This window comes from Streptomyces sp. C1-1 (assembly GCF_050214755.1).
Taxonomy (GTDB): Bacteria; Actinomycetota; Actinomycetes; order Streptomycetales; family Streptomycetaceae; genus Streptomyces.
The window spans coordinates 3,989,463-4,002,062 of the sequence record NZ_CP189826.1; the positions used below are offsets into that span (position 1 = coordinate 3,989,463).

The window sequence follows — 12,600 nt, forward strand, 5'->3', positions numbered from 1 at the left end:
CCCGGGCGACACAATGCCCCTGGCTGTACCCTTGTGGCCACTGTGCGTGAGGAGCTGCCGACGCTACGCGGGGGATAGGGCGGATGAGTCTCCGGGCATTGCCGTTCGAGGACGAGGACGAACAGCGGCGGTTGTCGGTGTTCCACCTCGTCGGTCTCGCGGCGGGCGGTGTGATCGGTTCGGGCTGGATGCTGGGGGCCGGGGAGGCGTTCCGCAAGGCGGGTTCGGACGCCTGGCTCGCCTGGCTGTTCGGCGGTCTGCTCATGCTGCTGATCGCGGGCGTCATGGTCGAACTGGGTACCGCGGCGCCCAAGACCGGCGGGCTGATCTTCCTGCCGCTGCAGAGCAGCGGCGAGGTGGTGGCCACGGTCGTCGCGGCCGGGCTGTGGCTGGTGTACGCGATCAACCTGGCCAGCGAGGCCGTCGCGATGACGAAGGCGCTGTCCGGATGGCGGGTCCACGGACTCCTGGACGGCTCGGACACGCTCACCGACCGGGGCTGGTGCTACGCGCTGGTGTTCATGGCGGTGATCTCCGCGGTCAACCTGGTCGCCCCGCGCATCTTCTTCCGGATCAACTCCTGGCTGACCGTGCTGAAGGTCCTCGTCCCCGTGCTGACCGTCGTCCTGCTGATCGCCGCAGGTTTCGACGACCGGGGGCTCACGGCGAGCGCGCACAGCGACGGCAAGGGCGCGGCCGCGGCGCTGAGCGCGGTGGTCGGCAGCGGTGTGATCTACGCCTACGTCGGCTTCCAGGGGCCGCTGGACTTCGCCGGCAACGTCAAACGGCGGCCGCCGGGTGAGGCGGCCCGGCTGCGGCGGGCGGTCTTCGGGACGATCGTCGGCTCGATGGTGCTGTACATAGCGCTGCAGACCGTCTTCACCCGGTACCACGACGCCCAGTGGAGCACGGCCGACATGGGGTCCTCGCCCTACGCCCACTTCGCGTACGCCGTCGGACTGTTCTGGCTGGGCGTGCTGCTCCGCGTCAACGGCGTGGTCTCACCGATGGGTGCCGGGCTCGTCTTCGCGCACGCCCTCACGCGCGAGGTCGCGGCGCTCAGCCGGGCGCACCTGACGCACCGGGGGCTGCAGACCGCCCGCAAGGCGTCCCTGAAACGGCGTTACGACGTGTACTGGCTGGTCCTGGTCGTCGACTTCTTCATCGCCGCCGTCGCCCTGCGCGCGCTCGGCGGCAGCTGGAGCGCCCTCGTCGCCGCCACCGGAGTGCTGACCCTGGTCGTCTACGCCGTCCCCGGCGTGGCCCTGGTGTCCCTGCGCGAGCATCTGCCCGGCTACTCCGGCCGGCGGCGCGACGCCCACGAGGTGCTGGCCCGGGCGAGCTTCGCCCTGGTCGCGCTGATCCTCTACGGGGCCGGCTGGGCCTTCCTCTGGCAGGGGCTGGCGGCGCTCGCGGTGGGCTGCGTGCTGTTGCTGTGGCTGCCGAGCCTCGCCCAGTGGCTGCCCGCGTTCGGGCGGATATACGACGCCAAGGTGCATGTGACGCAGTTCCGGGACTGGCGTACCAGACCCTCCGCCCAGGCGGCGGTGTGGCTGCTCGGTCATCTCACGGTGCTGATGCTGCTGACCCTGTTCCTGGGCGACTCCCCGGTCGGCCTGCACCACAAGGTCCTGGGCGGCTTCCTGGCCGTCGTCACGGCACTGGTGTCCTTCGAGGGCCTGGTCAGGGCGTCCCGGCGGCACATCCGGCAGGTGCCGCCCATGCTGCCGAGGCCGGGGGCCGGCGCGCCCGCGCCGGCGCCGACGCCTATCGCAGTGAGCGAATGACCTCCCTGGCCTCCGCGTCGAACCCCTTCTCGCTCAGCTCGGCGACCGCCTCCTCCCGGCGCCGGGCGTCGGACCAGCGGCCCACGGTGGCCCGCAGCAGGAAGTGCCGGTCCTCCTCGTTCATGGCGCTGAGCCGCAACTGCGCGACGACCACCGCCACTTCCTGCGGGGTGATCCGCTGCTCGTTCTCCAGGCAGCGCTCCAGCAGGTCCCAGCCGTCCCGGCGCGGGTCCCGGCCGTCGCGGCGCAGGTCGGCGTCGTACAGCCGGGCCGCGATCCTGGCGACCACCGCGCCCGAGCCCTCGGGCGCGGTCACGGGGTCGGACGGGTCCGCGAGCTCCTTGCAGGCCAGGTAGACGGCCTCGGTGCGGCCGGCGCCGCGCAGCCCGTGGACGTACTCGACGAACAGGTCGGCCTCCGCGGAGTTCGCCAGGACGCGGGCGGCGAGGCGGCGGGCGACGGTCCGGGCCGCGCGGTTGCGGTCCCGCGGCCGCTCGACCTTGCCCAGCAGCGCCACCAGTTCGGCGCCGGTACGGCCGTCGGTGTGCACCGCGGCGGCGACGCGCAGCATCCGCCGGCACTCCGACGGGGCGTTGACGTTGCTCAGCGCCGTGTCCAGCCGGTCGAGTTCGCGCAGCGAGCGGGGCCCGGCGTCCCGGGCCGCTCCCCGGGCGACGATGTCGGCGAGCAGTTCCTCGGTCGTCCCCTTCAGCGCGTCGGACTCGTACCAGGTACGGACGATCTCGGCGAGGTCCTCCGTCTTGTCGCGCGCGGCGGCGTGCCGGCGGATCTCGGCGCACTTCGCGGCGTGCGGGGGCCTGCTGAGCCGGCCGCAGATCTCGGCGATGTCGTGCCGGGTGCGCCGCTTGCCGACGTGCTCCACGAGCGTGTCGCGGCCGTCGGTGCGGGTGGCGATCAGCTGGGCGATGATCTGGCGGGTCTCGTGCACGAAGTCGTCGTCGAGCTGGAGCTGGGCGTCGGCCCACTCCTCCAGGATTCTCTCGGAGGGGCTGACGTGGTGGAGCGCTCCGGCGAGGTCGTGGAACTGCCTCGGCACGGTGTCCGGGGTCTGCGCGCCGTTCTCGGTGATCGCGACGAGGGACCGGCGCAGGAGCTCGGCCGCCTCCTCCCCGCACTTCTCGTCGCGCAGGGCGACGTAGAGCAGCGCCTTGTCGAGGTTGGTGCGCCCCGAGCTGGGGGTGGTGAAGACGCGGACCGTGCGGTCCACCATCTCGTTCCGGCCGGCGGCGCGGCACTGGCGGATGAACACGGCGACGTCCAGGACCGTGCGCTGGCAGGCGATGTCGTGGATGACGCCGTCGATGAGCCGGGGGCCTCCGTCGGCGGCGCCGCCCGGCTCGTGCTCGACGTCCCACTGTTTGATGGCGAGTTCCGCGGCCTGCAGGATGGTGCGGTGCAGGGCCGCGGTGGCCAGCACGGTGACGGCGTCCCGGTCGTGGAACCGGGCCGCCGAGCGGATGAGTTCGTCCACGGACCGGCGGACGGCGAAGGCGTGCAGGGCGCGGACCGCGGCGGCCGGTCGGGGCCCGACACCGCCCTCGGTGCCCGGCTCGTCGCCCTCGCGCATGGCCTGGACGCGGCCCACGAAGCCGTCGACCGTGCAGTTGGTCACCCATTCGTAGCCGGAGCTCCACGCCTCGCCGTCCTCGCTCTCGGCGGCGCCGGCCGGTTCGGAGCCCGCGGCGGTACGGCCGTCGCTCATACGCGCAGTGCCTTCTCCGCCCTGTTCCAGTACCGGGCGAAGGCGTGCGGATCGCTGAAGGAGGTGTTGGCCCGGGCGTCGATGTGCCGGGCGAGATGCCTGCTGGCCTCATCGGGGCGGGAGCGGAGGATGGCGACCACGTCACCGGTCTTGCGCTCGTCCCTGAGCAGTTCGTCGAGGCGGGAGTCGCGGTCCAGCATCAGTGTCCTGACCCAGTCCTGCGGATCGACCGGGAGGTACGGGGCCCGGTCGCGGCGCGTGGGTTCCATCCGGTTGGTGAACAGCGGCGTGCCGTCGCGGGCGTCGTTCAGCGACATCCGCGGCACCTGGTGGCGGGCGGCCGCGCAGCTGTCCATCTCCCGCTTGACGGCCTCCCGCAGCAGGCCGATGGTCAGCCGCGACTCGTGGTCCTTGGTGCCGTCCTGCAGTATCCGCAGCAGGTGCCCGCTGAACGGGGTGCACCGCGCGAGGTCTCCGGGCAGCGAGGAACAGCCCTCGGCGGAGGCGAAGTTGGCGTCCTTGACGGCGGTGAAGACACAGGTGCCCTCGTCCAGTTCGCCCAGGACGCCGGGCAGCACCGGCTCCTCCCCCAGCTGCGGCAGCAGGTTGGAGTAGCAGCAGTCGGCGATCAGGACCTTCAGTTTCGCCCTGGCCCTGCGCATCACGCGGTAGACGTACCAGCTCGACAGCCAGGTCCAGGGCTGGTTCTTGTGCGAGGAGCCCACGGAGAAGTGCACCTGTGCGCCGGGCAGGTCGCTCCAGTACTGGCCGTGGCCGACGTAGACCACGAGGAAGATGTCCTCGGGTTGCGTCTCGTCCGCCGCCTCCTGCAGGGCCCGCATCACCCCGTCCGCGGTGCGGACCTCGTCGGGGCCGAGGACGCGGCAGCTGTCGGGGCCCCACATCGCGTCGCCGGACAGCACCTCGCCGTACATGCGCGCGCTCTCGCCGATCGACGGGTGGGAGTCGATGCCCGAGTTCACGGCGTACGTCGCCGGTCCGATGACCACCGCCCTGGATGCCATGTCAGCCGTCCTGGCCGGTCGTGCCGGGGTCCGGCTCCGTGTCGACGGCAGTGTCCAGCGGGTCGAGGCGCTCGCCGCGCCACCGCTCGACGACGTGCTTGGCCGCGTCCACCGCCGCCGAGACGGTCATCTCGGTGGCCTTGCCGACCACGGCGACCAGGATGATCTCGACGATGCCGCCGGTGAGGACGCCGTCCTCCTCGACCTCCCGGCGGTGCCAGGCCAGGCCGGTCTCCGCCGCGAGTTCGCCGAGCATGCGGTCCGGATCGTCCAGCCCGAGTTGTCCTTTGACGGACACCGAGATCTTCACAGCCATGCCAACGCCCCCGCGTCGAGGTCCGATCTGCCGCGTGCGCCGAGGCCGGTCACGCCCTCCCCGCCCCAACACCGTTACCAGCCTACCCACTTGGGCAACCCCCACCTGGGGCTCGTACGCGGATCACGGGAGCGTCACCCGGTGGTGCGGGAAGCACCCGCCCCGAGAAAGCGCCGCCCGGGCTCCCGCTCCACCGCCCCCGCGCCCGCCCGCCGGCCAGGCCTCCGCGCCTGCCAACGGGTGAAATCTGACCCATTGTCAGTTCTGCGGGGCATGGATGGAGGGCCGACCCCAACACGGCCGAGTCGGTGGAGACGACGCGCCGGAGGCGAGTGATGAACGAAGAAGCGGAACAGACGGGCGCCCGCGTCCACAGGACGCCGGTCCTGATCGTCGGCGGTTCCCTGGTCGGTCTGTCGACCTCGCTGTTCCTCGGACGGCTGGGGGTGGAGCACACGCTGGTCGAGCGGCACGCCGGCACCTCCATCCACCCGCGCGGCCGGGGCAACAACGTCCGCACGATGGAGTTGTTCCGGGTGGCCGGCGTGGAGCCGGCGATCCATCGGGCGGCCGCCACCCTGGCCGGCAACCACGGCATCCTGCAGACGCCGACCCTGGTCGGCGACGCGGGCGAGTGGCTGTTCCGGCAGATCGACCCGGGCGGCGGTATGGCTCGGTTCAGCCCCAGCGGCTGGTGCCTGTGCAGCCAGAACGACCTGGAGCCGGTCCTGCTGGAGCACGCCCGACGGCTGGGCGGCGATCTGCGGTTCGCCACGGAGATGCTGTCGTTCGACGCCGGTCCGGCCGACGTGACCGCCGTGGTCAAGAGCCGCGAGACCGGCGAGCACACGACCATCCGCGCGGACTACCTCGTCGCCGCCGACGGCCCCCGCAGCCCGGTCCGCGAACAGCTCGGCATCGGCCAGAGCGGCCCCGGCGACCTGTTCCACAACGTCAGCGTCACCTTCCGCTCCCGCCGGCTGGCCGAGGTGGTCGGCGAGCGCCGCTTCATCGTCTGCTACCTGACCAGCCCGGAAGCGGACGGCGCGCTGCTGCCGGTGGACAACGTCGAGAACTGGGTCTTCCACGCGCCCTGGCACCCCGAACACGGCGAAACGCTGGAGGAGTTCACCGACGAGCGGTGCGTCGAGCACATCCGGCGGGCCGTCGGCGTGGCGGACCTGGACGTGGAGATCACCGGCCGGGCGCCCTGGCACGCCGCCCAGCGCGTCGCCCGCGCCTACCGCTCGGGCCGCGTCTTCCTGGCCGGCGACTCGGCCCACGAGATGTCCCCCACCGGCGCGTTCGGCTCCAACACCGGCATCCAGGACGCGCACAACCTGGCGTGGAAGCTGGCCGCGGTGCTCGGCGGCTGGGCGGGCGAGGGACTGCTGGACACGTACGACGCCGAGCGGCGGCCGGTGGCGGAGGCGACCAGCGCCCGGGCCGCCGCCCGGTCGGCCGAGCACAGCCACCCCGGCTTCGCACCGCCGCCCGGTGCGGGCGCCGGCGGCCCCCAGCGGGGCATCCTCAACGTGGCCCTCGGCTACCGCTATCCGCAGGGCGCCGTCGTCGGCACCGAGCCCACCGCCCCGGTCGTCCCGGACGGCCTCGCCCTGACGGGTGAACCCGGCAGCCGCGCCCCGCACATGTGGCTGCGTCACCGCGGCGAGCGGATCTCGACCCTCGACCTGTACGAGAAGTCCCTGGTCCTGCTGAGCGGGGCCGGCGAAGCGGGTGGCTGGCACGAGGCGGCCGCGCGGCTCGCCGAGCAGACGCCCGTCCCCGTCGTGTCGTACCGCGTGGGCACCGGGCCCGATGCCGAGCTGGTGCCCGAGGAGGGCGCGGACTGGGCGCAGTGCCACGGCACGGAGCACGGGGGCGCCGTACTGGTCCGCCCCGACGGGTTCGTCGCCTGGCGCTCGCCGGGCCCGGTGCCGGACGCCGAGTCGACGCTGCGTCATGTTCTGGCGGCGGTGGCGGCACTGGCCTGAACTCGGGGCAGGACGGCCGGCCGGGCGGCGCGACACCGCCCGGCCGGCCGATGCCGTTCACCCGCGTGATCGTCTTGAGTGGTGGTGGAGCGCCACCGCGCTGACGGTGGTTCATGTCGGGGCCGGGTCACCTCAGCTGACACGACGCCAGCTGCCCAGGCCGTGACGGAAGGAAATCCACCTATGCGCTCTGCTCGCATGCTCCTGGCCACCGCGGCGGCCTCGGCCGTCCTGGCGATCACCGCCCCCGGCGCCTACGCGGCCGACGGTGGCTGGAGTCCGGACGACTCCTCGTCGTCCTCCCACGGCAAGGAGCACGACTCTTCCTCCTCCTCCGGCAAGGAGCACGACTCCTCGTCCTCCTGGGGCAAGGAGCACGACTCCTCGTCCTCCTGGGGCAAGGAGCACGACACGGACGGCAGCCACGACGGACCGCGTGGTGGCATGCACACGGGTGGCGGGGCGCTGACCGCCGTGAAGGGGGACTCCTGGGGCGGCTCCTCCGACCCCCGGTTCGACCCGAACACCTACCGCAACCACGGTGACGGCTCGTCGAGCGGCTCCGGCGACTCGGACGGCTGGCGCGGTGAGCACGAGAAGCCGCACGGGGGCATGCACACCGGTGGCGGCGCGCTCGCCACGCCGACGATGACCGCGGGCGGGCTGGCCGTCCTGGGCCTCGCCGGGACCGGCCTGTACGCGGCACGGCGGAGGAAGACCGCCGGAAGCCTGGCCTGAGCCATGCCGGACGCGATAGCGGCCCGGGCCGCCACACGCGCCCCCGTGGCGGCCCGGCCGCTCCCTCCCCCGTCCCGTCCGCTCGACTGCTGTGTCCGAGTGAGGTGTTCTTCCCGATGGCTGCCCCTTCCTCTCCCCCCTCCGGCGACGACCCGGCCTCCACCACGGGCTCGCGTACGAGCCCGGTCATGATCTGGGCCGCGACCGGGCTGCTCCTGGCCATCGCCCTGATCGCGGGCCACGACCCCGCGCCCGGCACCTCCCGGGCCCCGCGCGCGGAGCAGGCCGTCGTATCGGCCCCACCCGCCCGGGCGGCTCCCTCGGGGAGTTCGGCGGGACCGCATATGCCCTGGTCGCGGCCGGTGCGTCTGCTCATCCCGAAGATCGGCGTCGACGCGCCCTTCACCGAGCTCGCCATCGGCGCGAGCGGGCAGCTCCAGCCGCCGCCGGCGGCCGACACCAACCTCGTCGGCTGGTACGCCGACGGCGCCGCGCCCGGGCAGACGGGCACGGCGGTCATCGCGGGGCATGTCGACACCAAGACGTCCGCCGCCGTCTTCGCCGACCTGGGCGAACTGCGCAAGGACGACGTCTTCTCCGTGGAGCGCGCCGACGGCCGTACCGCCACCTTCCAGGTCGACGGCGCGGAGACCTTCTCGAAGGCGGACTTCCCCAGCGACCGCGTCTACGGCGACACCCCGCGGGCCGAGGCACGCCTCATCACCTGTGCGGGCGACTACGACCGCACGGTGCGCGACTACACCGACAACCTGGTCGTCTTCGCGCACCTGGTGTGAGTCACGGTCACCCGCGTGATTCACGCGAGTCGCGCGCTTCACAGGACGGGCACAGGATCGAGTACGCCGAGAAGCAATCCCCCGAGAAGGAGATGTGCGCAGGATGACCACCACGTCCGAACGTGCCCCCCAGGCATCGCCCCGTGTGTCCCAGTCCGTGTTCGACGGCTCCCGGCTGCGGGTCGTCCTGCTCGTGGACGTCTACGACGGCGCCCAGCAGCAGTTCCTGGAGGCCTACGAGCAGCTGTGCCACCAGGTCGCGTCCGTCCCCGGACACGTCAGCGACCAGCTGTGCCAGTCCATCGAGAACCCCTCCCAGTGGCTGATCACCAGCGAGTGGGAGAGCGCCCCGCCGTTCCTCGCCTGGGTCAACAGCGAGGAGCACGTGCGGATGGTGGAGCCGCTGCACAGCTGCGTGCGCGACACGCGGTCGCTGCGCTTCCACGTCGTCCGCGAGACCGGCGGTCCCGCCGTGGGCGACGAGCGCCGGCTGCAGAGCATGCCCCGCATCGGTGACGGTGTGATCCGGCACGCGCTCACCTTCACCGTCAAGCCGGGCAGCGAGGAGCAGGTCAAGAAGATCCTCGCCGACTACGCCTCCCCCGAACCCCGGGTCGACGACAACACCCGGCTGTGCCGTACGTCCCTCTTCATGCACGGCAACCGGGTGGTGCGGGCCGTCGAGGTCAAGGGCGACCTGCTCGCCGCGCTGCGCCACGTCGCCCGCCAGCCCGAGGTCCGCGCCGTCGAGGAGGCCATCAACCCCTATCTGGAGCAGGACCGGGATCTCGACGACCCCGAGTCGGCCCGGATGTTCTTCACCCGTGCGGCCCTGCCCGCCGTGCACCACGTGACGGCGGAGCAGGGGGACGCGCAGGTGGAGCGGCACGCCCTGTACTACCCGGCCCGTCCGGGACAGGGAATGCGGCTGGCCGAGGTGCTCGCCCGGCAGGACGCGGCGGCGGCGGACAACCCGCACGGTCCGGTCCTGCGCAGCACGATCTTCCAGCGGGACGACATCGTTGTCCGGCTGATCGACGTGCGCGGCGCGCTCGACACCGCCGTCCCCGCGCCGTTCCTCGGTCTCGCCGAGCCCGGGCAGGTGGCCGACCTGACCACGTTCCCGGACGGCGACCCGGCGCGCGTGCTCGACGCCGCGCGCATGGACCTCGTCACCGACCGCCGTTCGCCCGACGCCTGATCGGTCGACCGCGACGGCCACTCCCCCACCCGCCCGTGCAGCGCATGAATCGGAGCACTGTCGTGACCACTTCCCGTCCCAGAATCGTGGCTCTGAACGAGATCGAGCCCAACACCCGCCGTGGCGGCGATCTGCGCGCCCTGCTCACCCCCGCCACGGTCGGCTCGACCAGCGGTTTCATGGGTGTGGCCATCGTGCAGCCCGGCGACCGCATCGGTGAGCACTACCACCCGTACTCCGAGGAGTTCGTGTACGTCCTGTGCGGGCAGCTGGAGGTGGACCTCGACGGCGAGGCCCACCCGCTGCAGCCCGAGCAGGGGCTGATGATCCCCGCCCACATGCGGCACCGCTTCCGCAACGTGGGCAACGTCGAGGCCCGTCTCGTCTTCCATCTCGGCCCGCTGGCACCGACCCCGCCGCTCGGGCACGTGGACACCGAGGAGACGGACTCGGCCCCGGTGGCCGGCCGAGATCGGGTCGCGTCATGAGCAGGCGCGTCGCGGTCACCGGCATAGGCATCGTCGCACCGGGCGGCATCGGCGTACCGGCGTTCTGGAACCTGCTGGCCGAGGGGCGCACCGCGACCCGGGGCATCACGTTCTTCGACCCGTCCGGGCTCCGGTCGCGGATCGCCGCCGAGTGCGACTTCGAGCCCGGCGCGCACGGGCTGGACGCGGAGCAGGTCGCGCGCTGCGACCGCTACATCCAGTTCGCCCTGGTGGCGGGCGAGGAGGCGGTCCTTGACGCGGGTCTCGACCTGGGCCGGGAGGATCCCTGGCGGGTCGGGGTCTCACTGGGCACCGCCGTCGGCGGGACCACCCGACTGGAGCACGACTACGTCCTGGTCAGCCATCGTGGGCAGCGCTGGGACGTGGACGAACGCGAGGCCGGCCCGCACCTGCAGCGCGCGTTCGCGCCGAGCACGCTCGCCGCGACGGTGGCGGAACGGTTCGGCGCGGGCGGGCCGGTGCAGACGGTCTCCACGGGCTGCACCTCCGGCCTGGACGCGGTGGGCTACGCCTTCCACACGATCGAGGAGGGCAGGGCCGACATCTGCATAGCCGGCGCCTCGGACTCGCCGATCTCCCCGATCACCATGGCCTGCTTCGACGCGATCAAGGCCACCTCCCCCAACAACGACGACCCGGCCCACGCCTCCCGCCCCTTCGACGCCGAACGCAACGGCTTCGTCATGGGCGAGGGCGGCGCCGTACTCGTCCTGGAGGAGCTGGAGCACGCGCGAGCCCGAGGCGCGCACGTGTACTGCGAGCTCAGTGGCTACGCCACCTTCGGCAACGCCTACCACATGACCGGTCTGACCACCGAGGGAGTGGAGATGGCCCGTGCCATCCGAGACGCCCTCGACCACGCCCGGCTCGACCCGACGGCGATCGACTACGTCAACGCGCACGGGTCGGGCACCCAGCAGAACGACCGGCACGAGACCGCGGCGGTCAAGCGGGCGCTGGGCCCGCACGCCTACGACACCCCGATGAGCTCCATCAAGTCCATGGTGGGCCACTCCCTGGGCGCGATCGGCGCGATAGAGGTCGTCGCCTGCGTGCTGGCCCTGGCCCACCAGGTCGTACCGCCCACCGCGAACTACGAGACCCCGGACCCCGAGTGCGACCTGGACTACGTCCCGCGCACGGCCCGCGAACGCCGGCTGGACAGCGTGCTGTCCGTGGGCAGCGGGTTCGGGGGCTTCCAGTCCGCGGTGGTCCTGTCCCGGTCGAGGGAGCCAAGACGATGAGCGAACCGTATCCACGGCGTGCCGCAATCACCGGAATCGGCGTGGTCGCGCCCAACGGCGACGGCACGGACGCCTTCTGGAAGTCCACCGAGGCGGGCCTCAGCGTCCTCGACCGGGTCACCCGCGAGGGCTGTGAGCACCTGCCGCTGCGGGTGGCCGGCGAGATCCGGGGCTTCGACGCCGGCACGGCGGTCGAGGAGCGGTATCTCGTGCAGACCGACCGCTTCACGCACTTCGCGCTGGCCGCCGCCGACCGCGCGCTGGACGACGCCGGGCTCGGCCGGGCCGACACCGACGACGCTCCGTTCTCGGTCGGCGTGGTCACCGCGGCCGGTTCCGGCGGCGGCGAGTTCGGACAGCGGGAACTGCAGCAGCTGTGGGGCAAGGGCAGCCGGTTCGTCGGCCCGTACCAGTCGATCGCCTGGTTCTACGCCGCCAGCACCGGCCAGATCTCCATCCGCCGCGGCTTCAAGGGCCCCTGTGGTGTGGTCGCCTCCGACGAGGCGGGCGGCCTGGACGCCCTGGCGCACGCGGCGCGCGCGGTGCGCCGTGGCACCGACGTGGTGGTGGCGGGGTCCACGGAGGCGCCGCTCGCCCCGTACTCGGTGGTCTGCCAGCTCGGTTACCCGGAGCTGAGCACCGAGGAGGACCCGACCCGCGCCTACCGCCCCTTCACCTCCGCGGCCTGCGGGTTCGTGCCCGCCGAGGGCGGCGCCATGCTGGTGGTGGAGGACGAGGGCTCGGCCCGCGAGCGCGGTGCCGACGTGCGGGCCCGGCTCGCCGGACACGCGGCGACGTTCACCGGGGCCGGCCGCTGGGAGCGGTCCCGGGAGGGGCTCGCGCACGCCATCCGCGGCGCCCTGGCCGAGGCCCGCTGCGCGCCCGAGGAGATCGACGTGGTCTTCGCCGACGCGCTGGGTGTGCCGGAGGCCGACCGGGCCGAGGCCCTGGCGATCGCCGACGTGTTCGGCGCGCACGGGAGGCGGGTGCCGGTCACCGCGCCGAAGACCGGGATCGGCCGCGGTTACGGAGCCGCGCCCGTGCTGGACGTCGCGGCGGCGGCGCTGGCGATGCGGTACGGCGTGATCCCGCCCACCCCGAACGTCTTCGACGTCTGCCACGACCTCGACCTCGTGACCGGCGCGGCCCGCGCCGCCGAGCCGCGCACGGCGCTGGTCCTCAGCCGAGGGCTCATGGGGTCGAACTCGGCGCTCGTGCTGCGGCACGGCGCCACCTGACGAACCGTCACAGAGCGAAGGAGAACCA

The 12,600-nt window shown here is 72.8% G+C and carries 11 protein-coding genes; 8 read left to right on the forward strand and 3 right to left on the reverse strand.

Translation table 11 applies throughout. From position 1 onward, the window contains the following. Positions 1-83: 83 nt before the first annotated feature. Positions 84-1,787, forward strand: a complete 1,704-nt coding sequence (locus ACQF4J_RS17995; RefSeq protein ID WP_427166129.1) for an APC family permease — start codon at positions 84-86, stop codon at positions 1,785-1,787. Here the strand turns inward: ACQF4J_RS17995 and ACQF4J_RS18000 are convergent. Genes ACQF4J_RS18000 through ACQF4J_RS18010 form a run of 3 tightly spaced genes read right to left on the reverse strand, consistent with a single transcriptional unit; the run spans position 1,768 to position 4,851 of the window. Further along, positions 1,768-3,510, reverse strand: a complete 1,743-nt coding sequence (locus ACQF4J_RS18000; protein ID WP_351566332.1) for a hypothetical protein — start codon at positions 3,508-3,510, stop codon at positions 1,768-1,770. The two genes, ACQF4J_RS17995 and ACQF4J_RS18000, sit on opposite strands and share 20 nt — an antisense overlap. After that, positions 3,507-4,535 carry a hypothetical protein gene (locus ACQF4J_RS18005; RefSeq protein ID WP_351566330.1) on the reverse strand — a complete coding sequence of 343 codons (1,029 nt, stop codon included), beginning with the start codon at positions 4,533-4,535 and terminating at the stop codon, positions 3,507-3,509. Before ACQF4J_RS18005 ends, ACQF4J_RS18000 begins: the two co-directional genes overlap by 4 nt. Before the next feature lies 1 nt (position 4,536). Next, entirely contained in the window at positions 4,537-4,851 is a 315-nt protein-coding gene (locus ACQF4J_RS18010) for a hypothetical protein (protein WP_351566328.1), read from the reverse strand. 335 nt (positions 4,852-5,186) lie between these two features. On the opposite strand from ACQF4J_RS18010, the gene ACQF4J_RS18015 reads away from it, so the two are divergent. From ACQF4J_RS18015 to ACQF4J_RS18045, 7 genes are all read left to right on the forward strand, one after another. Then, positions 5,187-6,845: an FAD-dependent oxidoreductase gene (locus tag ACQF4J_RS18015; protein ID WP_351800727.1), complete on the forward strand. Its 1,659-nt coding sequence runs from the start codon at positions 5,187-5,189 to the stop codon at positions 6,843-6,845. A gap of 183 nt (positions 6,846-7,028) precedes the next feature. Then, complete coding sequence (locus ACQF4J_RS18020) at positions 7,029-7,583, forward strand: hypothetical protein (RefSeq protein ID WP_427166132.1); 555 nt, start codon at positions 7,029-7,031, stop codon at positions 7,581-7,583. A 116-nt stretch (positions 7,584-7,699) separates the two neighbouring features. Then, on the forward strand, positions 7,700-8,380 hold the full coding sequence (locus tag ACQF4J_RS18025; protein ID WP_351566321.1) for a class F sortase: 681 nt from the start codon (positions 7,700-7,702) through the stop codon (positions 8,378-8,380). 103 nt (positions 8,381-8,483) lie between these two features. Then, a complete protein-coding gene (locus ACQF4J_RS18030; protein ID WP_351566318.1) occupies positions 8,484-9,581 on the forward strand; it encodes a SchA/CurD-like domain-containing protein in 1,098 nt (365 codons plus the stop codon). Between the two features lie 62 nt (positions 9,582-9,643). Then, the gene (locus ACQF4J_RS18035; RefSeq protein ID WP_260844697.1) at positions 9,644-10,069 is read left to right on the forward strand and encodes a cupin domain-containing protein; all 426 of its coding nucleotides are present in this window, start codon (positions 9,644-9,646) and stop codon (positions 10,067-10,069) included. Next, positions 10,066-11,334: a beta-ketoacyl-[acyl-carrier-protein] synthase family protein gene (locus ACQF4J_RS18040; protein ID WP_351800731.1), complete on the forward strand. Its 1,269-nt coding sequence runs from the start codon at positions 10,066-10,068 to the stop codon at positions 11,332-11,334. Before ACQF4J_RS18035 ends, ACQF4J_RS18040 begins: the two co-directional genes overlap by 4 nt. Continuing rightward, positions 11,331-12,572 (forward strand): ketosynthase chain-length factor, encoded by a 1,242-nt coding sequence (locus ACQF4J_RS18045; RefSeq protein WP_351566313.1) that lies wholly within the window; start codon positions 11,331-11,333, stop codon positions 12,570-12,572. Before ACQF4J_RS18040 ends, ACQF4J_RS18045 begins: the two co-directional genes overlap by 4 nt. The last annotated feature ends 28 nt before the right edge of the window (positions 12,573-12,600 follow it).